Annotated in this window: 20 protein-coding genes, 1 tRNA gene and 1 pseudogene; 11 read left to right on the forward strand and 11 right to left on the reverse strand. The window is 73.2% G+C overall.

Annotated features, from left to right (window positions below; all coding sequences use genetic code 11):
- The first annotated feature begins 44 nt into the window (after positions 1–44).
- Positions 45–920 (forward strand): hypothetical protein, encoded by an 876-nt coding sequence (locus tag ACGFZ2_RS32715; protein WP_393460519.1) that lies wholly within the window; start codon positions 45–47, stop codon positions 918–920.
- A gap of 375 nt (positions 921–1,295) precedes the next feature.
- The gene (locus ACGFZ2_RS32720; protein WP_393460522.1) at positions 1,296–2,312 is read left to right on the forward strand and encodes an ice-binding family protein; all 1,017 of its coding nucleotides are present in this window, start codon (positions 1,296–1,298) and stop codon (positions 2,310–2,312) included.
- A 965-nt stretch (positions 2,313–3,277) separates the two neighbouring features.
- Here the strand turns inward: ACGFZ2_RS32720 and ACGFZ2_RS32725 are convergent.
- The 5 genes from ACGFZ2_RS32725 to ACGFZ2_RS32745 form a co-directional block, all read right to left on the reverse strand.
- Positions 3,278–3,349: transfer RNA gene (locus ACGFZ2_RS32725), tRNA-Val, on the reverse strand.
- A gap of 80 nt (positions 3,350–3,429) precedes the next feature.
- The gene (locus ACGFZ2_RS32730) at positions 3,430–3,897 is read right to left on the reverse strand and encodes a peroxiredoxin (protein WP_091104391.1); all 468 of its coding nucleotides are present in this window, start codon (positions 3,895–3,897) and stop codon (positions 3,430–3,432) included.
- Between the two features lie 77 nt (positions 3,898–3,974).
- The gene (locus ACGFZ2_RS32735) at positions 3,975–4,412 is read right to left on the reverse strand and encodes a DUF3052 domain-containing protein (RefSeq protein WP_357450928.1); all 438 of its coding nucleotides are present in this window, start codon (positions 4,410–4,412) and stop codon (positions 3,975–3,977) included.
- Positions 4,413–4,522: 110 nt separating this feature from the next.
- The gene (locus ACGFZ2_RS32740; RefSeq protein WP_393460525.1) at positions 4,523–7,000 is read right to left on the reverse strand and encodes a transketolase C-terminal domain-containing protein; all 2,478 of its coding nucleotides are present in this window, start codon (positions 6,998–7,000) and stop codon (positions 4,523–4,525) included.
- Between the two features lie 51 nt (positions 7,001–7,051).
- A complete protein-coding gene (locus ACGFZ2_RS32745) occupies positions 7,052–7,534 on the reverse strand; it encodes a MarR family winged helix-turn-helix transcriptional regulator (RefSeq protein ID WP_393263127.1) in 483 nt (160 codons plus the stop codon).
- A 94-nt stretch (positions 7,535–7,628) separates the two neighbouring features.
- On the opposite strand from ACGFZ2_RS32745, the gene ACGFZ2_RS32750 reads away from it, so the two are divergent.
- Positions 7,629–8,213: an NADPH-dependent FMN reductase gene (locus ACGFZ2_RS32750; protein ID WP_393299446.1), complete on the forward strand. Its 585-nt coding sequence runs from the start codon at positions 7,629–7,631 to the stop codon at positions 8,211–8,213.
- Positions 8,214–8,273: 60 nt separating this feature from the next.
- On the opposite strand, the gene ACGFZ2_RS32755 is transcribed toward ACGFZ2_RS32750, so the two are convergent.
- Positions 8,274–8,678 (reverse strand): YjbQ family protein, encoded by a 405-nt coding sequence (locus ACGFZ2_RS32755; protein WP_393460528.1) that lies wholly within the window; start codon positions 8,676–8,678, stop codon positions 8,274–8,276.
- Positions 8,679–8,900: 222 nt separating this feature from the next.
- On the opposite strand from ACGFZ2_RS32755, the gene aceE reads away from it, so the two are divergent.
- On the forward strand, positions 8,901–11,639 hold the full coding sequence (aceE, locus tag ACGFZ2_RS32760; protein ID WP_393263133.1) for a pyruvate dehydrogenase (acetyl-transferring), homodimeric type: 2,739 nt from the start codon (positions 8,901–8,903) through the stop codon (positions 11,637–11,639).
- A 73-nt stretch (positions 11,640–11,712) separates the two neighbouring features.
- Here aceE and ACGFZ2_RS32765 read toward each other — a convergent pair whose 3' ends face one another.
- The gene (locus tag ACGFZ2_RS32765; protein ID WP_393460530.1) at positions 11,713–12,414 is read right to left on the reverse strand and encodes an MBL fold metallo-hydrolase; all 702 of its coding nucleotides are present in this window, start codon (positions 12,412–12,414) and stop codon (positions 11,713–11,715) included.
- 149 nt (positions 12,415–12,563) lie between these two features.
- Entirely contained in the window at positions 12,564–13,013 is a 450-nt protein-coding gene (locus ACGFZ2_RS32770) for an SRPBCC family protein (RefSeq protein ID WP_393460533.1), read from the reverse strand.
- Between the two features lie 187 nt (positions 13,014–13,200).
- Between ACGFZ2_RS32770 and ACGFZ2_RS32775 the strand changes: the two genes are divergently transcribed.
- The 3 genes from ACGFZ2_RS32775 to gltX all read left to right on the forward strand — a co-directional run bounded on the left by ACGFZ2_RS32775 (position 13,201) and on the right by gltX (position 17,301).
- On the forward strand, positions 13,201–14,532 hold the full coding sequence (locus ACGFZ2_RS32775) for a GH1 family beta-glucosidase (protein ID WP_393460537.1): 1,332 nt from the start codon (positions 13,201–13,203) through the stop codon (positions 14,530–14,532).
- Positions 14,529–15,806 carry an MFS transporter gene (locus tag ACGFZ2_RS32780; protein ID WP_393460540.1) on the forward strand — a complete coding sequence of 426 codons (1,278 nt, stop codon included), beginning with the start codon at positions 14,529–14,531 and terminating at the stop codon, positions 15,804–15,806. The genes ACGFZ2_RS32775 and ACGFZ2_RS32780 overlap by 4 nt, the downstream gene beginning before the upstream one ends.
- 85 nt (positions 15,807–15,891) lie before the next feature.
- Complete coding sequence (gene gltX / locus ACGFZ2_RS32785) at positions 15,892–17,301, forward strand: glutamate--tRNA ligase (RefSeq protein WP_393460543.1); 1,410 nt, start codon at positions 15,892–15,894, stop codon at positions 17,299–17,301.
- A gap of 76 nt (positions 17,302–17,377) precedes the next feature.
- Here the strand turns inward: gltX and ACGFZ2_RS32790 are convergent, their stop codons facing one another.
- Positions 17,378–18,016 carry a copper resistance protein CopC gene (locus ACGFZ2_RS32790; RefSeq protein ID WP_393460546.1) on the reverse strand — a complete coding sequence of 213 codons (639 nt, stop codon included), beginning with the start codon at positions 18,014–18,016 and terminating at the stop codon, positions 17,378–17,380.
- A 226-nt stretch (positions 18,017–18,242) separates the two neighbouring features.
- On the opposite strand from ACGFZ2_RS32790, the gene ACGFZ2_RS32795 reads away from it, so the two are divergent.
- The gene (locus tag ACGFZ2_RS32795) at positions 18,243–18,893 is read left to right on the forward strand and encodes a hypothetical protein (RefSeq protein ID WP_393263144.1); all 651 of its coding nucleotides are present in this window, start codon (positions 18,243–18,245) and stop codon (positions 18,891–18,893) included.
- Positions 18,894–18,968: 75 nt separating this feature from the next.
- On the opposite strand, the gene ACGFZ2_RS32800 is transcribed toward ACGFZ2_RS32795, so the two are convergent.
- Both ACGFZ2_RS32800 and ACGFZ2_RS32805 read right to left on the reverse strand, forming a co-directional pair.
- Positions 18,969–19,310 carry a hypothetical protein gene (locus ACGFZ2_RS32800; protein ID WP_393460549.1) on the reverse strand — a complete coding sequence of 114 codons (342 nt, stop codon included), beginning with the start codon at positions 19,308–19,310 and terminating at the stop codon, positions 18,969–18,971.
- A gap of 95 nt (positions 19,311–19,405) precedes the next feature.
- On the reverse strand, positions 19,406–19,945 hold the full coding sequence (locus ACGFZ2_RS32805) for a hypothetical protein (RefSeq protein ID WP_393263148.1): 540 nt from the start codon (positions 19,943–19,945) through the stop codon (positions 19,406–19,408).
- A gap of 215 nt (positions 19,946–20,160) precedes the next feature.
- Here ACGFZ2_RS32805 and ACGFZ2_RS32810 point away from each other — a divergent pair, with 215 nt between their 5' ends.
- From ACGFZ2_RS32810 to ACGFZ2_RS32820, 3 genes and pseudogenes are all read left to right on the forward strand, one after another.
- Positions 20,161–21,351, forward strand: a complete 1,191-nt coding sequence (locus ACGFZ2_RS32810) for a sensor histidine kinase (protein WP_393460552.1) — start codon at positions 20,161–20,163, stop codon at positions 21,349–21,351.
- Between the two features lie 16 nt (positions 21,352–21,367).
- Positions 21,368–22,036, forward strand: a complete 669-nt coding sequence (locus tag ACGFZ2_RS32815) for a response regulator (RefSeq protein ID WP_393263151.1) — start codon at positions 21,368–21,370, stop codon at positions 22,034–22,036.
- 64 nt (positions 22,037–22,100) lie between these two features.
- Positions 22,101–23,378, forward strand: a pseudogene (locus ACGFZ2_RS32820) (PucR family transcriptional regulator); the annotation flags it as partial.
- Positions 23,379–23,412: the final 34 nt, after the last annotated feature.

Below are 23,412 nucleotides of genomic sequence, written 5' to 3' on the forward strand. Positions count from 1 at the left end.
CTACCGGTGTCATCGCTACGAACAACCCAGGAAGGAAAGACACCATGCGAGAGGGATCGAACCGCACCCGGTGGTCGCGTCGGACGGCCGCCGTGGGTGGGGCGGCGCTGAGCGCGCTCGTGCTCGGCCAGGTGGTCCTCACCGGGCCGGTGGCGGCGGTGCCCGGCCTGAGCATCAAGACGACGACCGGCCCCAGCAACACCTTCGCGAAGTCGCAGCCCGCGACGTGTCCGTCCGGCACCAAGGTCATCGGTGGTGGCGGCGCGATCACCGGCGCGGGCCTCGGGCAGGTCGGCATGGACATCATGCGGCCGCTGGTCGACGGCAACACGTACTCGGTGACCGGCCGTGAGGACGAGAACGGGGTCGGCGGCGACTGGGCGGTCACGGCGAGCGCGGTGTGCGCCCCCGCGCCCGCGGGCCTGGTGACCGTGTCCGGCAGTTCGGCGCCCAGCAGCTTCGGCACCTCGAACTGGTTCGAGAAGTCCTGCCCGCCCGGCAAGCACGCCATCGGGGTCGGTGGCGCGGTCGTCGGGGCGTCGAACAGCGAGGTCGTCCTGGAGGATCTGCGCATCCACCAGAACAGCGTCGTGGTGGCGGGTGCCGAGGACGGCACCGGCTTCGCCGGCACGTGGTGGCTGGACGCCACCGCGATCTGCGCCGACCCGCTGCCCGGTGAGCAGCGCGTCATCAACGACAGCCTCTACAACTCCGCCGCCACCCGGTCGGCCGTGGCCACCTGCCCGCCCGGCACCCAGGTGCACGGAGTGGGCGGCGAGATCCTCGGCGGCGACGGCCAGGTGCGCCTGACCCAGATGCTGCCCACGACCTCGACCACCGTGACCGTCAGCGCCGCCGAGGACGAGGACGGCTTCAGCAGCAACTGGAAGGTGCGGGCGTACGCCGTCTGCGCGAGCTGACCCGCCGGGCTGCTCAGCAGTACGACGACTTGGGACGCAGCGGGCCGCCGGTTGTTCCGGCGGCCCGCTCGCATGCTGGTCGGAGTGCTGGGCTTGGCTCGTAGTGCTCTTGTTGCAGCGCCGTGGGCGGCGCTCCCAAGTCCAGCCCCTGTCGCGAAACTTATGGATTGTCCTGTTTTAGTCACCTGAGCAAGCAAAAAATGGTGTGGTGGTCAGCGCGCCAGTTTGCGCCATATATACCGCTTCAGGCAGGACGCAGCTTGCGAGACGCCTCCTGCGAGCAGTACCCACGGAGGGTGTTCTGTGACAGTTAGATCCATTCATCTCATTCGGCGAGCAGTCCTGCCGGCGCTCGGGGCTTCCGCGGCTGTCGCCGTGACCGCCACCTTGCTGGTCCTCAACGCGACCGCCGCCAACGCCCAGGAAGCGCCGGTGGGCCTGGGGACGGCCGGCGACTACTCCGTGCTGGCCGGGGCCGAGCCCACCAACACCGGCCCAAGCTTCCTGGCCCAGAATCTCGGGAGGTACCCAGGGAACACTGCGGCGGGCTTCGAGACGGCAACGATCGAGGGCGAGGTTCACCTCGGCGATGCGGAGGCTCTACAGGCCCAGAGCGACCTGACCCTCGCCTTCAACGACGCCGCCGGTCGGACCCCGTTCACCAACCTTCCCGCAGAACTCGGCGGCAACAACCTCAACCCCGGGGTCTACCGGATCGGGGCCGCCCAACTGACCGGGCAGTTGACGCTCAACGGTCAGGGCAACCCCCAGTCCGTGTTCATCTTCCAGGTCGACTCCATGCTGACGACGGCGTCGAGCAGCAGCGTCGTCCTCATCAACGGCGCTTCGGCCTGCAACGTCTTCTGGAAGATCGGCAGCTCGGCGACGATCGGCACGGAAACCGACTTCGTGGGCACCATCATGGCTCAGGCGTCGATCACCATGGCCACGGGTGCGGATCTCCATGGCCGTGCGCTGGCTCGAACCGCCGCCGTGACCCTCGACGACAACGTCATCACCGCACCTTTGTGTGCCGGCCCGTCCGGCCCCCCCGGCCCGTCCGGCCCGCCCGGCAGTCCCGGCGCCCCCGGCAGTCCCGGCGCCCCCGGCAGTCCCGGCGCCCCCGGCAGTCCCGGCGCCCCCGGCAGTCCCGGCGCCCCCGGCCCGTCCGGCCCCCCCGGGCCGTCCGGCCCCCCCGGCGCCCCAGGCAGTCCCGGCGCTCCCGGTGCGCCAGGCTCTCCTGGCGCCCCAGGCAGTCCCGACAAAAAACCCGACATGCTGCCGGTAACCGGTAGCGGCCTGGTCCCGGCCATAACGGGCACGGGAGGTGTCATGGTCGTCCTGGGCGGGCTCATGTTCTTCCTCTCCCGGCGTCGAGCCCACGAGTCCTGATCGGAGGCCCGGCCGGTGACCTGCCGGCCGGGCCCCAACAGATAACGGGCTCTGAGGCTCTCGCTGTACGTCCACAGACCCACACGGCTGCATCGCCCTGGCGGGATACGAGCACGTCCCGGCCTCCATACCGGTGCACCCTGGCGGCCGGCTCGTCGATGTCCACCGGTGCCGGCGGTAGATCCAACGGGGCGTACTGCTCGGTAATCCGCCTCACAAGGGTCTTGTCGTGGTCGCACATTGCCAAGTGCGTGCCATCGCTGACAACCGTCTCGTGCCGCACCAGGTCGACAGCAGCAAGAGAACCGATCGAGGTAGCGGACCCATCCCCATCCGTCCGTACGCAGCATCACAGGCGGATCGTCCAGGTGCAGATCCTCCATGCGAATGCCCCTATGCGCGCAGCCCTGCTGCTCCACTCGAAAAAGGAGCATGCGCGGGTCGAGGGGATCCCGGAAGTTCAGCTCGTTCAGCCGGCGCATCCGATGTTCGTTGCGTGCCAGGTCGTCCCGCCAGCGAACAGCGCGTAGGCCTCATGCACCGCAGCTGGCAGCGGGACGACCAACTGTTGTTCGGCAGCGGCGATGGCAGCGGAGCTCTCTCCGCCGTCGTGTGCTAGCGGTTCACGCCAGGCTGCGGCGAACCTACGGATAAACGTCCAACACCCGTCACGGTCGCTCGGCGCCTCAGACTCGGCTACCGGATCGAAGATCCCCACCGCGCGCCTAGGCAACAGGTTTCATAGGTTGAAGCGGAAACTGAGACAGGCGGTCGCGTGACCTGCGGCGACGTAGCCAGCGCGTGAAGATCGCTCTGAAGATCTACTCGCACGCCAACCTTGACGTCATGCGGCAAGCCCTCGGCAAGCTCGACGGACGGCTCTCGTGAACCCGGTTGCTGTCACCGTTGCTGTCATCGGCCGAATCTCTGATCTTCGGGCCGGCATCGGTCCTGGTGGTGTTGGGTGGGCGCGGCAGGTTTCGAACCTGCGACCCCTCGCTTGTAAGGCGAGTGCTCTCCCACTGAGCTACGCGCCCGGAACGCCCGTACGGCGGGCCGGAGGCTGGCAAGCTTACCCTGCCACCCGCCGGCCCGGTCGTACGGTGTGCCCGGTTGGTCAGGCCGCGACGGCCTCCGCCAGGGCCTTGCGCCAGCCCTGCTGGTCACGGGCCTCGCCCGGCATGTTCATCTCGGCGAAGCGCACCACGCCCGCCTTGTCGATGACGAAGGTGCCCCGGTTGGCGATGCCGGCGACGTCGTTGAAGACGCCGTACGCCTGGGCGACCGCGCCGTGCGGCCAGAAGTCGGCCAGCAGCGGGAACTGGTAGCCCTCCCGGTCGGCCCAGATCTTGTGGGCGTAGACCGAGTCGACGCTGACGGTGAGCACCTGGACGTCGTCGTTGACGTACTCGTTGAGGTTGTCCCGCACCTCGCACAGCTCACCCTGGCAGATGCCGGTGAAGGCGAGCGGGTAGAAGACCAGCAGCACGGTCCGCTTGCCGCGGAAGTCCGAGAGCCGGACCTCCTGGTTGTTCTGGTCCTTGAGCACGAAGTCCGGCGCCTCGGCGCCAACCTCGATCGGCATGCGAACTCCTCAGGATGGGGGTCGGATGGGCACCAGCCTGCCACACCCGGCGGCGCCGCCGGGTGCCACAGAGGCGCCTACTTCTTGCCCTTGGCCCCGCGCCGCAGGACGAGGCGGGCGCCGCTCCAGTCCCGGCCGGCGTTGACGGTCGAGGTCTGCTGGAGGCCGGCGGTGGGCGCGGACTCGGCGATCTCGCTCGGCTCGACGTGCCCCTCGCGCCCGGCCTTGGGCGTGAGCAGCCACACGACACCGTTGTCGGCCAGCGGGCCGAGGGCGTCGACGAGGAGCTCGAAGAGATCACCGTCGCCGTCGCGGTACCAGACCAGCACCGCGTCGACCACCTCGTCGGTGTCCTCGTCGACCAGCTCTCCACAGCGGTCGGTCAGGGCGTCCCGGAGATCCTGGTCGACGTCGTCGTCGTACCCCATCTCCATGACGACCATCCCCGGCTCGATCCCGAACCGGTCCGCCAGGCTGCGTACCCCGTCGGCGGCCTGACCAGCGGTCGCGCTCACTGTCGCGTGCCTCCTCATCTCATCCCTGCTGGCGACGTCGTGCGACGCCGTCAGGCAAGTCCACACAGTTGTGACTCCCCGCGCAAGTGGCGCACCGGGTGGAACGGAATTTACCGTGCCAGCAGCGTACGGGCACCCTGGGTAATTGCTTCCTCGGAGACCAGAACCTGACGCGCCGCCGGACCTAATGGTACAAACGAGTCAACTCCGGCCACTCGGCGCGCCGCCCCGACATACCCGGCGTCGACCAGGGCGGCGATCACCCCCTCGCCCACCCCGCCGGACCGGCGCGTCTCGTCCACCACCAGCACACGGCCGGTCGCGGCGGCCTCCCGGATGATGTCCGCCACCGGCAGCGGGGCGAGCCAGCGCAGATCCACCACCCGGGCGCCGATCCCCTCGTCGGCGAGGGTCGCCGCCGCACGCAGCGACATCCGCACCCCGTTACCGAACGTGATGATCGTGACGTCCTCGGCGGAGCCGACCCCGTAGACCCGGGCCCGCCCGATCGGCACATGCCCGCCGGTCCACGCGCCCGGCTCGGCATAGGGGGCCAGCCACTCGCCGTCGCCGTCAGCGTAGAGGTCGCGGGTGTGGTAGAGCGCGATCGGCTCCAGGAAGACGCAGACGCTGCCGTCCACCGCCGCGCTGGCCAGGCAGGTGCGCAACATGGGCGCGGCGTCGTCCGGCCGCGCCGGCACCGCGATCACCAGGCCCGGCACGTCCCGGAGTACGGCCACCGAGTTGTCGTTGTGGAAGTGCCCGCCGAAGCCCTCCTGGTACGCCAGCCCGGCCACCCGCACCACCATCGGGTTGCGGAACGCCCCCTGCGAGAAGAACTGCATGGTCGCCGCCTCGCCGCGCACCTGGTCCTCGGCGTTGTGCAGGTACGCCAGGTACTGGATCTCGGGCACGGGCAGCATCCCGGCCAGCCCGGCGCCGAGCCCGAGCCCGAGGATCGAGGTCTCGTCGAGCAGGGTGTCGAAGACCCGGGCCGCGCCGAACCGGTCCCGCAGCCCCTTGGTCACCCCGTACACGCCGCCCTTGGCCCCGACGTCCTCGCCGAACACGGCCATCTGCGGGTGGTCGAGCATCCCGTCGGCGAGCGCGGCGTTGATGCTCTGCGCCAGGGTCAGCGGGCCGGTCAGCTCGGGCGGCTTGCCGCCGAACGCCTCCGCCCGCGCCCCGGCGCCGGGGCCGCTGGCCCGGGCCGCCGCGTCCGCCACCGCGCGGGCGACCCGCACCGGCCGGCGGGGGGCCAGCGGCGCCACCACCTCGGCCGGGGCGGCGAGCTTCGGCTCGTCCAGCACCTCCTCGGCGATCCGGCGCACCTGCCAGCCGATCTGGTCGTAGCGGGCCAGCAGCTCGTCGCCGGACGCGAAGCCCGCCTCGACCAGCAGCCGCGCGGTGCCGACCAGCGGGTCCCGGTCGAGGTCGGCGGCGATCTCGTCGGCGCCGCGGTACGCGGTCTCGGCGTCCGCGCCGGCGTGCCCCATCAGCCGCACCGTCGACAGGTGCAGCACGGCCGGGCGCCGGTGCCGGCGGACCCAGGCCGCCGCCTCGGCCGCCACCTCGTACGCCCGCACGAGGTCGCCGCCGTCGGCCGCGAAGTAGCGGATGCCCGGCCTGGACCGCAGCGCGGTCTCCACCCACCCCTTCGGCGAGCGGACGCTGATGCCGAGGCCGTTGTCCTCGCAGACGAAGAGCACCGGGATGCGCAGGCCGGTGTGGTCGTACCAGCCGGCGGTGTTGAATGCGGCGGTGGCGCTGGCGTGGTTGACCGAGGCGTCGCCGAACGAGCAGACCACGATGGCGTCGGGCGGCCAGGGGGCGTGCGCCGCTCCACCGCCGCTGCCGACCCGCACCCCCTCCCCGGCGCGCCGGCCGGCCGTGTCCAGCCGGCGCAGGCGTTCCACGGCCAGCCCCATCCCGACGGCGCGGGGCAGGTGCGAGGCGATGGTGGAGGTGGTCGGGACGACGGCCAGGTCGGCGCGGCCGAAGACCTTGTGCCGCCCGCCGGCGACCGGTTCCCGGCTGGAGGCGACCATCCCCCGCAGCACGTCGCGGGCCGCCTCGGCGTACCCCGGGGGGAGCGGCCGGTCCGCGGCGGCCCCGGCGGTCGGCGACGCGTCGGCCGGCTCCTCCGGGCCGGGCCCGGCCGCGCGGCTGGCGTCGTCGTCCGGGGGTGCCGGGTCGGCGTCGGTGGGCGGGTCGGGCCGGTCGGCCGGGTCGGGTCGGGCGGCGGCGGCCTGACCGGCGCGGACGCAGTAGAAGGCGCCCGAGCGGTAGTGCAGCAGCGCCGGGTCGGTGGCGCGCAGGGCGGCGGCGACCGCGGCGTTCGCCTCGTGGCCGGCGGAGCCGATCGTGTAGAACCCCTCGCCGAAGCTGCGCAGCCAGCGCCCCGCCAGGTCGAGCTGGCGGCTGGTCACCTGGGCGTCGAAGAGGTCCAGCACCCGGGCGCCGGTGAGCGTCGCGCCGTCGGTGACCGGCCGCGCCGGGTCACGCGGCTGGTGCGGGGCGGCCAGCGCGGCCAGCGCCTCCCGGAACCGGTCGTCGAGATCTTGCGGGGTGGTCACGTCGGACAGCATTACCGACGAGCGCCCGACTCGCCCACCCGGACACGAACGACGCGGGGCGGTTCAGGCGTCGCCGCACGACTCGGGGCAGCCGCCGTCGGAGACCTTCCACACCAGCTCGCGCAGGCTCGCCAGCTCGTCGACGGTGAGCCCGGCGAGCAGTCGGGAGTCCGACATGACCTGCCGCACCCGGGCCCGCACCCGCCGGCCCTCGTCGGTGACCACCAGCGTCTTCTGCCGCCGGTCCGCCTGGTCGGTCCGCCGCTCGACCAGCCCGGCCTGCTCCAGCTTGTCGACCAGGGCGGTCACGTTGGAGCGGTCGCAGCCGAGGACCGTGGCGAGGTCCCGGGCCGGCAGCGGCCGGTCGGGGTCGAGCTCGTGCAGCGCCCGGGCGGCGGCGGGGGTGAGCCCCAGCGCGGCGACCTCCACGTCCTGGTGGTGCCGCATCGCGGAGGCGACGTGCATGATCCGGCGCACCACGTCGCCGGCCAGCTCGGGGCGGTCGCCCGGAGCGGGTCGGGTGGAGAGGTCGGTGTGCTGCGCCATGCCTCACATCCTACTTGCGGTTCAATAGTTGAGTAGCTCTACTATCGAGCAGCTCACGCAAATCGCGATGGGCACCCGACGGAGGAGTTCCCGCATGTCCGACCTCTCGGTCCTCGCCATCTCCGGCAGCCTGCGCGACGCGTCGTTCAACACGGCGCTGATCCGGGCCGCGCAGCGCCTCGCCCCCGAGGGCATGACCATCCAGCGGTACGAGCACCTCGGCGCCATCCCGCCCTTCAGCGAGGACGTCGAGCCCGAGCCGCCCGCGCCCGTGGTGGACCTGCGGGAGCGGATCGCGGCGGCGGACGCGCTGCTCATCGCCACCCCGGAGTACAACTACGGCGTGCCGGGCGTGCTCAAGAACGCGCTCGACTGGGCGTCCCGGCCGAGCTTCCCGATCACCTCGTGGGTGTCGCCCCTGGCGCACAAGCCGGTGGCCATCATGGGCGCGGCGCCGACCGGCATGGGCACCGTACGGGCCCAGCTCCAGCTCCGGCAGCTCTTCCTCTGGACCGACTCGGCCGTGCTGAGCAAGCCGGAGATCATCGTGACGAACGCGCACGAGAAGCTGGCCCTCGACGGCACCGTCAAGGACGAGACCACCGAGGCGCTGCTCCGCGGCCTGCTCGACGCGCTGGTCACCCGCGTCCGCGTCACCCAACTCGCCACCGCCGCCTGACCGGCGACACGGAAGGCCCGCCCGGCACCGCCCCCGCCCCCCGATGCGGGGCGGGGACGGTCAGCCGGGGAGGAAGGAGAACCGGACGCTCCGGGTGGGGTTGTCGCCGTTGGGGTCGACCAGGCAGAGCGACTGCCAGGTGCCCAGCGCCAACCGCCCGTCGACCACGGGCAGCGTCGCGTACGGGGGGACGAACGCCGGCAGCACGTGGTCGCGCCCGTGGCCGGGCGAGCCGTGCCGGTGCCGCCAGCGGTTGTCCGTGGGCAGCAGGTCGTCGAGCGCGGTGAGCAGGTCGTCGTCGGAGCCCGAGCCGGTCTCGATGAGCGCCAGCCCGGCCGTGGCGTGCGGCACGAAGACGTGCAGCAGGCCGTCGCCCTGACCGGCGACGAACCGCTCGACCTCCGCCGTGATGTCCCGGACGGCCGGCCGGGACCCGGTCTGGACCGTGATCACCTCACTGCGCATACGACGCATTCTGCCCGAGGGGGTGACCAACCGCCGCCCGAGTCCCCGCCACCGGACCGGACATGGACGGACGGATCGACTGGTGGATCGCCGGTCGCAGAAAGTTACTGGCGGGTACCTGTGTTCAGCGTCGCGTCTCGGGGCGGTGGGCGTGACGGCGGGTGCCACCAGGGGGCAGGATGACGCTAGAGACCTATCCCACACAGAACCGAGGGAACGCCTGTGGCTACGGAACGCAAGCGCCCGGTGATCACCGCTGGTCTGCCGAGCCAGCTTCCGGACATCGACCCTGAAGAGACCAGCGAATGGGTCGAGTCGCTCGATGGTGTCATCGACGAGCGCGGAACCAAGCGCGCCCGCTATGTCATGCTGCGCCTGCTGGAGCGGGCCCGCGAGCGCCAGGTCGGGGTGCCGTCGCTGACCACCACCGACTACATCAACACCATCCCCCCGGAGCGCGAGCCGTGGTTCCCGGGTGACGAGCACGTGGAGCGGCGGATCCGGGCGTACGTCCGGTGGAACGCGGCCATGCTCGTGCACCGGGCGCAGCGCCCCGAGATCGGCGTCGGCGGGCACATCTCCACCTTCGCCAGCTCCGCCTCCCTCTACGAGGTGGGCTTCAACCACTTCTTCCGGGGCAAGAACCACCCGGGCGGCGGCGACCACATCTTCTACCAGGGCCACGCCTCCCCCGGCATGTACGCGCGGGCGTTCCTCGAGGGGCGGCTGACCGAGCACCAGCTCGACGGCTTCCGGCAGGAGCTCTCCCACCCGGGTGGCGGCCTGCCGTCGTACCCGCACCCGCGGCTGATGCCGGACTTCTGGGAGTTCCCCACGGTCTCCATGGGCCTGGGCGGGCTGAACGCGATCTACCAGGCGCGGTTCAACCGCTACCTGCACCACCGGGGCATCAAGGACACCTCGGACCAGCACGTATGGGCGTACCTGGGCGACGGCGAGATGGACGAGCCGGAGACGCTCGGCGCGATCGGCGTGGCCGCCCGCGAGGAGCTGGACAACCTCACCTTCGTGATCAACTGCAACCTCCAGCGGCTCGACGGTCCGGTGCGGGGCAACGGCAAGGTCATGCAGGAGCTGGAGGCGTTCTTCCGGGGCGCCGGCTGGAACGTCATCAAGGTGGTCTGGGGCCGCGAGTGGGACCCGCTGCTGGCGGCGGACACCGACGGCGCGCTGGTCAACCTGATGAACACCACGCCCGACGGCGACTACCAGACCTACAAGGCGGAGTCCGGGGCGTACGTCCGGGAGCACTTCTTCGGCCGCGACCCGCGGACCCGCAAGATGGTCGAGGACCTCAGCGACGACGAGATCTGGAACCTCAAGCGGGGCGGGCACGACTACCGCAAGCTCTACGCGGCCTACAAGGCGGCGATGGAGCACACCGGCCAGCCGACCGTGATCCTGGCCAAGACGATCAAGGGCTGGACGCTGGGCTCGCACTTCGAGGCCCGCAACGCCACGCACCAGATGAAGAAGCTGACGCTGGAGGACCTGAAGACCTTCCGCGACCGGCTCTACCTGGACATCCCGGACAAGGTGCTGGAGGACAACCCCTACCTCCCGCCGTACTACAACCCGGGCGAGAAGTCCGACGAGATCGCCTACCTCAAGGAGCGACGCCAGCAGCTCGGCGGCTACCTGCCGTCCCGGCGGCCGGGGAGCAAGCGGCTGGCCATCCCGGGCCCGGAGCGCTTCGCCGACGTCAAGCGCGGCTCGGGCAAGCAGAAGGTGGCCACCACGATGGCCTTCGTCCGCCTGCTCAAGGACGTGATGAAGGACAAGGAGTTCGGCAAGCGCTGGGTGCCGATCGTCCCGGACGAGGCGCGCACCTTCGGCATGGACTCGCTCTTCCCGACGCAGAAGATCTACTCGCCGCACGGCCAGCGCTACACCTCCGTCGACCGGGAGCTGTTCCTGTCGTACAAGGAGGCCATCGGCGGGCAGATCCTGCACGAGGGCATCAACGAGGCCGGCTCGGTCGCCTCGTTCACCGCGGCGGGCTCGTCGTACGCGACGCACGACGAGCCGATGATCCCGATGTACATCTTCTACTCGATGTTCGGGTTCCAGCGCACCGCCGACGGGCTGTGGGCCGCCGCCGACCAGATGGCCCGGGGCTTCCTGCTCGGCGCCACCGCCGGCCGCACCACGCTCAACGGTGAGGGGCTCCAGCACGAGGACGGCCACTCGCACCTGATCGCCGCCACCAACCCGGCGGTGGTCGCGTACGACCCGGCGTTCGCCTTCGAGATCGCGCACATCCTCGAAAACGGCCTGCACCGGATGTACGGCGACGCCCAGGAGAACGTCTTCTACTACCTGACGGTCTACAACGAGCCGATCCTGCAGCCGGCCGAGCCGGCGGGCGTGGACGTCGAGGGGATCCTCAAGGGCATCTACCGCTACGCTCCGGCCCCCCAGGTCGACGGCCCGAAGGCGAACATCCTGGCCTCCGGTACGGGCATGCAGTGGGCGCTCAAGGCGCAGCAGCTGCTCGCCCAGGACTGGGGCGTGGCCGCCGACGTCTGGTCGGTGACCTCCTGGACGGAGCTGCGCCGCGACGCGGTGGAGTGCGAGGAGCACAACCTGCTCAACCCGGGCGCGGAGCAGCGGGTGCCGTACGTGGCGCGGAAGCTGGCCGACGCCGACGGGCCGAAGGTCGCGGTCAGCGACTGGATGCGCGCGGTGCCGGACCTGATCGCCCGCTGGGTGCCCGGGGACTACACCTCGCTCGGCACGGACGGGTTCGGCATGTCCGACACCCGGCACGCCCTGCGCCGGCACTTCCACGTCGACGCCGAGTCCGTGGCGGTGGCGACGCTGCGGCAGCTCGCCCTGCGCGGCGTGGTGCCGGCGAACGTCCCCGCCGAGGCGGCCAAGAAGTACGCCATCGAGGACGTCAACGCCGCCCCGGTCGGCGAGACCGGCGGCGACAGCTAGGTCGCGCCCCGGACTGGCGGGTGCGGGCCCGGCACGGTGGACACCGTGCCGGGCCCTTCGTCGTACGCGGCGGTCAGCCCTCCGCGAGGGTCGCGGCGGTGGCCCGCAGCCGGTCGCCGGCGCCGGTCAGCACCGGCTCGCCGTGCCCGAAACAGGCCACGTCGGAGTCGAGCGCGGCGAGCCGACGGAACGCCGCGGCGGTGCGGGCCCGGTCGAGGTGGAACACCCCGAAGATGACCTCACCGCCGTACTCGGCGGCCACGTCGCCGGTGAACAGGATGCGGTGGCGGGGCAGGTGAACCGCGATGCTGCCGTCGGTGTGCCCGGGCACGGCGAGCACCTGCGCGCCGTCGCCGAAGTCCAGCACGTCGCCGTCGGAGACCTCCCGGTCCACCCGCACCGGCGGGGCCGGCGGGAGCCCAGCGGCGACCTGGGCGTGCAGGCCGCGTTCGAAGTCGGTGAAGTTGGGCGGCGGGCCGGGCCGCTCGCCGCGCAGCACCGGCGCCTCCCGGGCGTGCGCGACGACCTCCACACCACCCCACGCGGCCACCTCCGCCGCCGCCCCGGCATGGTCGTCGTGGAAGTGGGTGAGCACCAGTCGGCGCAGGTCGGTCGGGGCGAGGCCGAGGCCGCGCAGGGCCGCCTCGATCGCCGGCCCGGACCCGGCGGGACCGGCGTCGACGAGGGTCGCGCCGTCGTCGTCGGCCCAGAGGTAGGCCTGGTAGCGGCCGAGGGGGATCCGGTGCAGGCGGGGACGGAGCCGTTCGCTGCTCATCCTCCCAGCGTAGGCAGCGGGGGCCGCCGTTCCGACGATCATCTGCCGTCGGCAGAACGCCGCGTGACGCGGAGCCGGTGATGGCCCGGAGTCCCTGGCGGGGACACCGGGCCACCATCGTCGCGCGGGCGACGCCAGGACCGGCCCGGTCAGCCGACGGCGGCCAGGTCGGTCAGCCGGGCGAGCGAGTCCTCCAGGTCGGCGCCGACCCTGCGCAGGCCGAGGCGGAGCAGGGCGGCCTTGACCGGACCGGCGGGCCACCGGACGACGATGAGCCGCACGACCGTCCCGCCCTCCTCCTCGTCGTCGGCGGTGAGCTGGACGTAGATCTCGGTGCGCGCCTCCGCCCGGGCACCGGCGCCCTTGGCGCGTTCGCGCCAGCCGATCAGGGTCGGCTCCTGGTAGGCGATCACCTCGGCCTCATGCGCCGCGCCACGGCCGGCCTGGACCAGTTGTCGCCGCCCGAAGCCCTCTCCCGAGAGCACCTCGGCCGCACGGACCCCCGCCAGCCAGGCCGGCAACTGCTCGGCCCGCTGCACGACGTTCCAGACCGCTTCCACTGGCGCCATCACGTGCGCACTGCGTTCCACGAGGATCATTTCCGTCTTTCCTCCAGTGAGGACATCCCACGATATCGGCACTCTATGCGCAAATTCGGACGTACCTGGACGGGTTCGGAAAAAGACACGCCGAAATCCATTGCGCTGCGGCGTCGTACGGCCTATGGCGCATCGCCCGGCCGGCCCCTAGAGTCGCGAGCACGATTCACGTACGACGGGAGGGCGCATGTCGACCGCAGCGATGCCCGAGTTCCCCGCCGGATTCCGCTGGGGAGTGTCCACCTCCGCCTACCAGATCGAGGGCGGCGTCGGCGCGGACGGGCGCGGCCCGTCCATCTGGGACACCTTCGCCCACGACCCCGGCCGCGTCGCCGACGGCAGCACCGGCGACGTGGCCTGCGACCACTACCACCGGCACGCGGAGGACGTAGCGCTGCTGGCCGGGCTGGGCGTCTCGGCGTACCGCTTCTCCGTTGCCTGGCCCCGGGTGCGGCCCACGGGCGACGGTCCGGTCAACGCCGCCGGGCTGGGCTTCTACGACCGGCTGGTCGACGACCTGCTGGCCCACGACATCGACCCGGTCGCCACCCTCTTCCACTGGGACCTGCCCCAGCCCCTGGAGGACGCCGGCGGCTGGCTCGCCCGGGACACCGCCCACCGGTTCGCCGAGTACGCCGACGCCACCGCCGCCCGCCTCGGCGACCGGGTGAAGCTCTGGATCACCCTCAACGAGCCGTTCATCCACCTGAGCCTCGGCCACGGCACGGGCGAGCACGCCCCCGGACGGACGCTGCTCCTCGACGCGTTCCCGGTCGCCCACCACCAGCTCCTCGGGCACGGCCTCGCCGTCGCGGCGCTGCGGGCACGCACCACGGGCCCGGTCGCCATCGCCAACAACTACTCGCCCGTGCGGCCGGCCGGCGACAGCGACGCCGACCGGGCGGCGGGCGCGGCGTACGAGGCGTTGCACAACCGGCTCTTCACCGACCCGCTGCTCGGCCGCGGCTACCCGGTCGGGCTCGGCTTCGACGAGACCGTGGTGCGCGACGGCGACCTGGCCGTCGTCGCCGCCCCGATCGACGTGCTCGGGGTCAACTACTACAACCCGACCGGCGTACGTGCCCCGGGCGAGGGCTCGCCGCTGCCGTTCGAGCTGGTGCCGCTGGACGGGTACCCGCGCACCGCGTTCGACTGGCCGGTCGCCCCCGACGGGCTGCGCGAGCTGCTCGGCTGGCTGCACCGCACGTACGGCGACGACCTGCCGCCGATCCAGGTCACCGAGAGCGGCTGCGCGTACGACGACGTGCCCGACGCCGACGGCCGGGTGCACGACCCGGAACGGATCGCGTACCTCGACGGGCACCTGCGCGCGGTGCGCGCCGCGATGGACGAGGGCGTGGACGTGACCGGCTACTTCGTCTGGTCCCTACTGGACAACTGGGAGTGGGCGGAGGGCTTCACCAAGCGCTTCGGCCTGGTGCACGTCGACTTCGACACGCAGGCCCGTACGCCCAAGTCCTCATACGCCTGGTTCCGCGACCTGATCAGCCGGCCGTGACCACCGTCGACCCGACGCCCGGGTCGCTGCCGGCGGCGCTCGCCGAACCGACCGTGCCGGTCCGCCGGAGCTGGGTCGCGCTGGTCTTCGCCGCGAACCTCGGGGTCTGGATGGCGTTCTTCACGCCGATCCAGGTGCTGCTGCCGCAGCAGGTGGAACGGATCGCACCGGCCGACAAGGAGGGCATGCTCGCCGTGGTCACCGGGTTCGGCGCGCTCGCCGCGGTGCTCGCGAACCCCCTCGCCGGGGCGCTGTCGGACCGGACCTGCCCGCGGCTGGCCGGGCGGGAGTTCGGCCGCCGGCACGTCTGGACCGCCGGCGGCGCGGTGCTCGGCGCGGCGGCCCTGGTGCTGCTGGCCCAGCAACGCACCGTCGTCGGGGTCGCGCTCGGCTGGGTCGCGGCCCAGGTCTGCTTCAACGCGATGCTGGCCAGCCTGACCGCCGCCGTGCCGGACCGGGTGCCCGTCGCCCAGCGGGGCGGCGTCTCCGGCTGGGTCGGCATCCCCCAGGCGCTGGGGCTGGTGCTCGGGGTGGTGCTGGTCACCGCCCTGGTCACCGGCACCGCCGCCGGCTACCTGGCGGTGGCGGCGGCGATGCTGCTGTTGTCCCTGCCGTTCGCGCTGCTCACCGCCGACGATCCGCTGCCCCGGGCGCACCGCCCGGCGCTGCGACCGCGCGCCCTGCTCGCCGCGATGTGGGTCTCGCCCCGTCGCCACCCCGACTTCGGCTGGGCCTGGATCACCCGGTTCCTGGTCCAGCTCGGCAACGCGCTCGGCACGCTCTACCTGCTCTACTTCCTCACCGACGAGGTGCGCCACGCCGACCCCGAGGGCGGCCTGCTGGTGCTGATCCTGCTCTACACCGCCGGCCTGGCGGGCACCGCCGTGGTGGCCGGCCGGCTGTCGGACCGGACCGGCCGGCGCAAGGTCTTCGTGATCACCGCCGGCGGGATCATGGCGGTCGCCGCGCTGCTGCTCGCCGTCGCGCCGGTCTGGCCGGTCGCGGTGGCCGCCGCGCTGCTGCTGGGCGCCGGCTACGGGGTCTACCTGTCGGTCGACGCCGCGCTCATCACCCAGGTGCTGCCGGCCGCCGCGGACCGGGCCAAGGACCTCGGCGTCATCAACATCGCCAACTCCGCCCCGCAGGTGCTCGGGCCGGCCATCTCCGCCCCACTCGTGGTGCATCTCGGCGGCTACCCCGCGCTCTACGCGGTCACCGCCGCGGTCACCGTGCTGGGCAGCGTCCTGGTGCTGAAGATCCGCTCGGTCCCCTGAGGTGCAAGGAAGGGCCCCTTGCAATCGCCTGGCGATTGCAAGGGGCCCTTCCAAACTCGGTCGCGCGCCGCCGTAGGCTGGGGGCGTGACGGTACGTGTACGCTTCGCCCCTTCCCCGACCGGTATGTTCCACGTCGGCGGCGCCCGCTCCGCGCTGCAGAACTGGATCTACGCCAAGCAGCAGGGCGGGGTGTTCGTGCTCCGCATCGAGGACACCGACGCGGCGCGCAACAAGCCGGAGTGGACCGAGGGCATCCTCTCGGCGCTGGACTGGATCGGCATCGAGCGCGGCAGCTACGAGGGCCCCTACTTCCAGTCCCAGTACGCCGGCGAGCACCGGGCCGCCGCCGCGCGGCTGTACGAGTCGGGCCGGGCGTACTACTGCGACTGCACCCGGGAGGCCGTGCAGGCGCGCACCGGCTCGCAGTACCAGGGCTACGACGGCTTCTGCCGCGACCGCGGCCTGACACCCGGCGAGGGCCGCGCCCTGCGCTTCCGCACGCCCGACGAGGGCGCGACCGTGGTGGTCGACCTGATCCGCGGCGAGCCGACGTTCGAGAACAAGCTGATCGAGGACTTCGTCATCGCCCGGGGCGACGGCTCGCCGGTGTTCCTGCTGGCCAACGTGGTCGACGACATGACCATGGGGATCACCCACGTGATCCGGGCCGAGGAGCACCTGCCCAACACGCCGAAGCAGCAGCTGCTCTGGGACGCCCTCGGCGTCAAGCCGCCGGTCTGGGCGCACGTGCCGGTGGTGGTCAATGAGAAGCGGCAGAAGCTCTCCAAGCGGCGGGACAAGGTGGCCCTGGAGGCGTACCGGGACGAGGGCTACCTAGCCGCGGCGATGCGCAACTACCTGATGCTGCTCGGCTGGGCGCCCTCCGGCGACCGGGAGATCGTCCCGTGGTCGGTGATCGAGGAGGAGTTCCGGCTGGCGGAGGTCAACCCCTCGCCGGCGTTCTTCGACGAGAAGAAGCTGCGCGCGTTCAACGGCGAGTACATCCGGGCGCTGCCGGTCGAGGAGTTCGTCGAGGCCTGCCGGCCGTGGCTGACCGGCACCGGCACGATCGCCCCGCCGCCGTGGCAGCCGGAGGAGTTCGACGCGGACGCCTTCACGGCCGTGGCCCCGCTGGCGCAGACCCGGATCGCGGTGCTCAGCGAGATCGTGCCGAACGTCGACTTCCTCTTCCTCGCCGCGCCGCTGGTCGACGAGGCCGCCTGGGCCAAGGCGATGAAGGAGGGCTCGGCGGAGCTGCTGGACGCCGCCACGGCGGCCTTCGAGGGGCTGGAGTCCTGGGACGCGGAGACGCTGAAGTCGACGCTGGAGGCGGTCGGCGCCGAGCGCGGCCTCAAGCTCGGCAAGGCCCAGGCGCCGGTGCGCGTCGCGGTCACCGGCCGCACGGTCGGGCTGCCGCTGTTCGAGTCGCTGGAGGTGCTCGGCCGCGAGCGCACCCTGAGCCGGCTGCGGGCCGCCCGGGTCCGCCTCGTCTGACGTCGGCAGCCGTACCGTCAGCGCCCGGGCCGGTCCGACCGACCCGGGCGCTGGCCTGTCGGGCCGGCGGTGACGGTCAGCGGCGGGCGGAGCGGCGGAGCAGCAGGCCCGCCGCGAGGGCGGCCAGCGCCACGGCGCCGCCGAGCGCCCACAGCCAGCCCCGCCCCGCCGCGCCGTCGCTCCGCCCGGCCGTCGGCACCGCAGCCGCCGTCGCGCCGCCACCCGTCGGGACGGGCGCGGCCGAGGTCGGCGCCGCGGAGCCGGTCGGCGACGGTACGGCCGACGCCGGCGCGGTCGGACCGGTCGACGGGGGCGGTTCGGCGGGGGTGCCGGTGGTGAGGGTGAACCGCACCTCGCCGGAGACCGGGTGCCCGTCGCTGGACGCCAACCGGTAGCCGACGACGTACAGCCCCGCCCTGCCGGGGGTGAACGGGATGCTGACCCGGGAGCCGGAGAAGGTCGGCGGGCCGCCCGACGCGACCACGTTGTCCGGCCCGGTGACTGTGATCTTCGTCGTGCCCGGGTCCGGCTTGGCCAGGAACCGGAGTTCGATCCGGGTCGGCGCCTCGGCCACCCGGGCGCCGTTGCGCGGATCGCTGCCGGTCAGCGAGTTGTGCGCGGCGGCCGGCGCGGCCGGCAGCGCCAGCGACACACCGAGCGCCACGCCGACCACCACTGGCCAGGTACGCGCCGCACGTGGGACCCTGCCCCCCATGAACCCCTCCGTAAAGGTACGATCCGCCCGCTGATCATCGGCTACCGCTCATTTGTCGGGCCCAGATCGCAGATAGTTCCAATTACTGTTCCACGAGCTGCAACCGATCGACGTTCTGCGGAGTCTTGAGAGTGGGCACCCGATGTGTGCGGGTTCGGTCACTCCGTCGGCCAGGCAACGCGTGACCTGCAGCAAGCCATCCATCGAACGGGGCGAGGAGGCGGCGATGGTCCGGACGATGCGGCGACTGGTCGCGGTGCTGGCGGGCGGGCTCGCGGCGACGGTCCTGTCGCTCGGTCTCGCCGGGGCGGCGAAGGCGGCGCCGAAGCCGCCGCCCGCCGGCGTGGAGATCACCGGCGAGGGCCTGGCCGAGCCGCTGCGGCTGCACGCCGACGCCCACCCGGCGCACGTCGTGGCGGTCATCGACCAGGTCAACTTCCTCGGCCGCACCGGGCAGGCCCGTGGCCCGAAGGCGGCCGACCTCGGTCCGAAGTACACGGTCGTGGTGTTCGCCGGCGACGTTCCGAAGCAGACGTACGACCTCTACCCGAAGGCAGTCGGCGGTCCGCGGGTCTACCGGCCCGCCAAGCAGCCCGACTCCCGCAAGACCGCCGCGGGGTGGTTCCTCGGCCGGCTCAGCATGTCGGAGACGCTCCGCACCGCCGGTGTGCCGCTGGAGCGGCAGTTCGACACGGTGAGCGGCGGCGTCGGCGGCGGCGAGCGGGTCATCCCGGAGGACGCGCTCGACCCGGCGAAGGGCATCGACGAGGCGCTCGGCGAGTTGCAGCGGCTGCTGCTGCTCAACGTGGCGGTGGTGCTGGTGATCACGTCCGGTCTCGCCGGGATCGCGCTGCTGGTCCGCCGGCGCACCCGCTGACGGCCCGCCCCCGCCGCCCGCACCGCCCCTAGGCCCGCCGTCGCCCGACCGGCCCGTCGTGGGCCGCCCGTGGGGTCAGCACCAGCGGCGTGGCGGTCGCTCCCGGCGGACGACACGGTGCCGGGGGCGGACCGGGCCGTGCCGGTGCGCGCCGGCCCAACCGGGCAGGTCGCTGCGGCAGCCCTGCGGCGCCGCCGGCTCGACCTCGCCGGGCAGGGCCGCCTCGGCGGCACGCTGCCGGGGCACCGGGCCGTCCTCGTCGGCGCGCTCCGCCGCACGGCCAGGGGGCTCCGGCGCATGGGCCGGGAACCCGCCGGGCAGCCGGCGGTGATGCTTGGCCGCCGCCTGCTGGTCGTGGTGGCCCGTCCGGCAGGGCTCACCCTGGGCGCAGCCGTGCTCGGCCTCCCCGTGCGCCATCCGGTCTCCTCACGCTAGCCACGCCCGCCGGGGTCGCCCGACGTGCCCTGTCACCGTACTGGCCGGCACCGACGGGCCGTGCAGCCGGACCCGGGTCAGCGCCGCGCCCGGCGCGGGAAGATCGTCTCCCAGACCGGGAAGGCGACCAGCCAGATGACGATGGCGAGGGAGAGCCTGCCGATCCAGTTCGTCAGCTCCCGGGTCCGCTCGGCGTCGTCGACCCAGACGATCGCCGCCCCGAGCAGCGCGCAGGCGATCGCCCACCCGAGCAGGCCCTTGCCCCACTCCCGCCACTCGTGCCGGGTCCGCGCCCACCCGTGCCGCGGCGGCTTGACCGGCGGCGGGCCGCCGGCGAAGCGGTGCGCGAAGCGCTGGTCGGCCCAGCGGACCATCGAGTGCCCGAAAGCCACCGAGAAGCCGAGGTACGCGGCGGCCAGGCCGTGGGTGACGTCCGCGGTGGCGCCACGCCGCAAATCCAGCGCGCTCGCCGCGAGCAGCACCAGGTCCACCAGCGGTACGCAGACCAGCAGCGCGGCCCCCAGCCGCGGCCGGCGCAGCGGATACCGCGCGACCAGCCCGGCGGCGAGCACCACCCAGAACCCGATCTCGCAGGCGACGATGATTCCCAGCAGCATTCCTGCCCCTCCCCGTTCGTGCCCCACCACCCTGCCCCGCCCCGGACGCGCAACCCTCACCGCCGAAGACGAGATCTCCCTACCTCCTTCGACGGACCCACCCTCACCGGCACCGGCCGGGCCGGGTGGCGTACATCTTTTGGTGGGGGCAGGGCGGGGCGGGCTCCTCCGGCGGTCGGAGCCCGGGCGGCGGTCGGTGTGGTGGGATCGGGGCCATGCGAGCGCCGACCTGGCTCGGGCCCGGCACCGCCGGCCGGGACCTGATGCTCGCCGCCGCGTCCCTGGCCGGCGGCGCGGTCATGTACGCCCTGGGCACGCAGCCGCAGCTGCCCTGGGAGCCGGGCCCGCCGGAGCCGCTGTTCCTGCTGCCGCTGGCGGCTGCCTGCGTGGCGGTGGGCCTGCGCCGGGTCGCCACCCGCACCAGCCTGGCCCTCGGCACGGTGGCGGTGGTGGTCGACCTCGCGATGGGCGGCTCGCTGGCGACCGTCCTCGTCTACACCCAGGTCCTCTACGACGCGTGCGTGTTCGGTTCGGCGCTGACCTGGCGCTGGCTGCTGCGGGTCATGGTCGGGCTGAGCGTGCTCGGCACGGCGGCGGGGGTGCTGCTGACCGGTGACTGGCGGGGTGTGGGCCTCGGGATGCCGTTGGTGCTGGCCGGGGTGCTGCCGGTGCTCACCGGGATCAGCGTGCGGCAGTACCGGGACCAGGCGGCGGCCGAGCGGGCCCGGGCCGAGCAGACCGCGCGGTTGGTGGAGCTCGACCGGCGGCAGGCGGTCGGCGCGGAACGGGCCCGGATGGCCCGGGAGCTGCACGACGTGATCGCCAACCACCTGAGCGCCGTGGCGATCCACGCCACGGCCGTGCTCTCCGTGCCGGGACTCGACCGGGCGCAGGTCCAGTCGGCGCTGCGGGTGATCCGGGAGAACAGCGTGCAGGGCCTGGCGGAGATGCGGCAGATGATCGGCCTGCTCCGGGAGCCGGCGGAGAGCGGGCCGGCCGTCGACGCGACGGACGAGACGACCCGGGCTCGGCTGAGCGAGGTCGACGGGCTGGTCGACCGGGCTCGCGCCGCCGGGCTGGCGGTGCGGGTGACCCGGCGCGGCGATCCCCGCCCGCTGCCGGTCGGGGTGGACCTGGCCGCGTACCGGATCGTGCAGGAGTCGCTGACCAACGCGCTCAAGCACGGCGGCGGCGAGGCCGACCTGCTGGTCGCGTACGAGCCGGCGGGAGTGGTGGTGGGCGTGGACAACCCGGTGGGCGCCGGCGGTGGCGCGCCGAGCGGCGCGGGGGCCGGCCTGGTCGGGATGCGGGAGCGGGCGGTGCTGCTCAACGGGCGGTTCGCCGCCGGCCCGGCGCAGGGCCGCTGGCGGGTACGGGTGGAGCTGCCGACGGGCGGGGCGGCATGAGGGGACGGGACGTGTCATGGCCGAGGTGATCCGGGTGCTGCTCGCCGACGACCAGCCGGCGGTGCGGGCCGGGCTGGCGCTGATCCTGGCCGGCGCGCCCGGCGTCACCGTGGTGGGCGAGGCCGACGACGGCGCGGAGGCCGTCCGGTTGTGCCGCGAGCTGCGGCCCGACGTGGCGGTCATGGACGTGCGGATGCCCCGCCTGGACGGCATCTCGGCCACCCGGGAGATCGTCGCCGACCGGCTCGCCGACGTGCTCGTGCTCACCACCTTCGACCTCGACGAGTACGTCTTCGGCGCGCTGCGGGCTGGCGCGGCGGGCTTCGTCCTGAAGGACACCGACGCCGAGGGGCTGGTGGCGGCGGTGCGGACGGTCGCCCGGGGCGAGGGATTCATCGCCCCGGCGGTGACCCGCCGGCTGATCACCGCGTTCGCGGCGACCGCCCCGGCCGCCTCCGGGGCGACCCGGGCGGCGGTGGACGCGCTGACCCCGCGGGAGCGGGACGTGCTGGCCTGCCTCGGGCTCGGGCTGTCCAACCAGCAGGTCGCCGACCGGCTGGCGATGGCGGAGAGCACCACCAAGACCCATGTCAGCCGGATCCTCGCCAAGCTGGACCTGCGCAGCCGGGTGCAGGCCGCCATCCTGGCCCAGGAGCTGGGGCTGCCCGCTCCCCCGCCCGCCTGACCCGACCCGCCGGCCCGCCCGGGTCACCGCCGAGCGCGGGCCGCCCGGAGTGAAGGTCCAGGTCGGGACGTGTCAGGCTGGAGCAGTGAGCGAGCCGGGCGGTACGGAGCTGTCGGCCACGCTGCGCCGGATCGAGCGGGCGGCGGGGGCGCTGGCCACCGCCAGCGTGGCCCGGATGGACGAGGCCCTGCCCTGGTTCCGCGACCTGCCCGCCGACCACCGTTCCTGGGTGATGCTGGTGGCCCAGGCCGGCGCCCGGTCGCTGGTGCAGTGGCTGCGCGACGGCGGCGGCACGGCGGACAGCACCCAGGAGGTCTCCGACGAGGTCTTCGCCACCGCGCCGCAGGCGCTGGCCCGCTCGATCAGCCTCCAGCAGACGGTGGCGCTGATCAAGGTGATGATCGACGTCGTCGAGGAGCAGGTCTCGCACCTGGCCGCGCCGGGCGAGGAGCAGCAGTTGCGCGAGGCGGTGCTGCGGTTCTCCCGGGAGATCGCCTTCGCCGCCGCCCGCGCGTACGCCCGGGCCGCCGAGTCCCGCGGCTCCTGGGACGCCCGGTTGCAGGCGTTGCTGGTGGACGCGCTGCTGCGGGGCGACTCGCCGGACGTGCTGGCCAGCCGCGCGGCGGCGCTCGGCTGGGCGGACGCCCCGCCGGTGGCGGTGGCGGTCGGCCGCTCCCCCGGCGGCGAGGTCTCCGCCGTGCTGCACACCGTGCACCGGCAGGCCCGGCGCATCGGCGCGGAGGTGATCGGCGGGGTGCACGGCGACCGGCTGGTCATCGTGCTCGGGGGCGCCGCCGATCCCGTCGCCGCCACCGTCAAGCTGCTCGGCGCGTTCGGCGACGGGCCGGTGGTGGTCGGCCCGGCCGTGCCGAGCCTGGACGAGGCGACCGAGTCGGCCCGCGCCGCGCTGGCCGGCTTCCGGGCCGCCCCCGCCTGGCCGACCGCGCCCCGGCCGGTGCCGGCGGGCGACCTGCTGCCGGAGCGCGCGCTGGCCGGTGACGCGGAGGCGCGCCGGCGGCTGCGGCACGACGTCTACGCCGCGCTCGTGCGGGCGGGTGGCGAGTTGCTGGAGACCCTCGACGCGTTCTTCGCGGCCGGCGGCACGCTGGAGAGCGCCGCCCGCGCCCTCTTCGTGCACCCGAACACGGTGCGCTACCGGCTGCGGCGGATCGCCGACGTGACCGGCTTCTCGCCGCTCACCGCGCGGGACGCGTTCGCCCTCCAGGTGGCGCTCACCGTCGGCCGGCTCGACCCGGTGGTCCCGGTGGTCCCAACCCAGACAATGACCCCAGCCGTCAGGAAAACATCACAGTCGGGTGACGATCACCGCCGATCTTTGTAGGAACCCTCCAAAGGTTCTAGTGCGGTTTGGTCGA

Origin of the sequence: Micromonospora sp. NPDC048063, assembly GCF_043202855.1 — a bacterium.
Lineage (GTDB): Bacteria > Actinomycetota > Actinomycetes > Mycobacteriales > Micromonosporaceae > Micromonospora.

Excerpts from the sequence above, each read along its gene's own strand:
- ACGFZ2_RS32715 (WP_393460519.1), top strand. The coding sequence starts at position 45 with ATGCGAGAGGGATCGAACCGCACCCGGTGGTCGCGTCGGACGGCCGCC.
- ACGFZ2_RS32730 (WP_091104391.1), bottom strand. The coding sequence starts at position 3,897 with ATGCCGATCGAGGTTGGCGCCGAGGCGCCGGACTTCGTGCTCAAGGAC.
- ACGFZ2_RS32740 (WP_393460525.1), bottom strand. The coding sequence starts at position 7,000 with ATGCTGTCCGACGTGACCACCCCGCAAGATCTCGACGACCGGTTCCGG.
- ACGFZ2_RS32745 (WP_393263127.1), bottom strand. The coding sequence starts at position 7,534 with ATGGCGCAGCACACCGACCTCTCCACCCGACCCGCTCCGGGCGACCGC.
- ACGFZ2_RS32750 (WP_393299446.1), top strand. The coding sequence starts at position 7,629 with ATGTCCGACCTCTCGGTCCTCGCCATCTCCGGCAGCCTGCGCGACGCG.
- ACGFZ2_RS32755 (WP_393460528.1), bottom strand. The coding sequence starts at position 8,678 with ATGCGCAGTGAGGTGATCACGGTCCAGACCGGGTCCCGGCCGGCCGTC.
- ACGFZ2_RS32765 (WP_393460530.1), bottom strand. The coding sequence starts at position 12,414 with ATGAGCAGCGAACGGCTCCGTCCCCGCCTGCACCGGATCCCCCTCGGC.
- ACGFZ2_RS32770 (WP_393460533.1), bottom strand. The coding sequence starts at position 13,013 with ATGATCCTCGTGGAACGCAGTGCGCACGTGATGGCGCCAGTGGAAGCG.
- ACGFZ2_RS32775 (WP_393460537.1), top strand. The coding sequence starts at position 13,201 with ATGTCGACCGCAGCGATGCCCGAGTTCCCCGCCGGATTCCGCTGGGGA.
- ACGFZ2_RS32790 (WP_393460546.1), bottom strand. The coding sequence starts at position 18,016 with ATGGGGGGCAGGGTCCCACGTGCGGCGCGTACCTGGCCAGTGGTGGTC.
- ACGFZ2_RS32795 (WP_393263144.1), top strand. The coding sequence starts at position 18,243 with ATGGTCCGGACGATGCGGCGACTGGTCGCGGTGCTGGCGGGCGGGCTC.
- ACGFZ2_RS32800 (WP_393460549.1), bottom strand. The coding sequence starts at position 19,310 with ATGGCGCACGGGGAGGCCGAGCACGGCTGCGCCCAGGGTGAGCCCTGC.
- ACGFZ2_RS32805 (WP_393263148.1), bottom strand. The coding sequence starts at position 19,945 with ATGCTGCTGGGAATCATCGTCGCCTGCGAGATCGGGTTCTGGGTGGTG.
- ACGFZ2_RS32810 (WP_393460552.1), top strand. The coding sequence starts at position 20,161 with ATGCGAGCGCCGACCTGGCTCGGGCCCGGCACCGCCGGCCGGGACCTG.
- ACGFZ2_RS32815 (WP_393263151.1), top strand. The coding sequence starts at position 21,368 with ATGGCCGAGGTGATCCGGGTGCTGCTCGCCGACGACCAGCCGGCGGTG.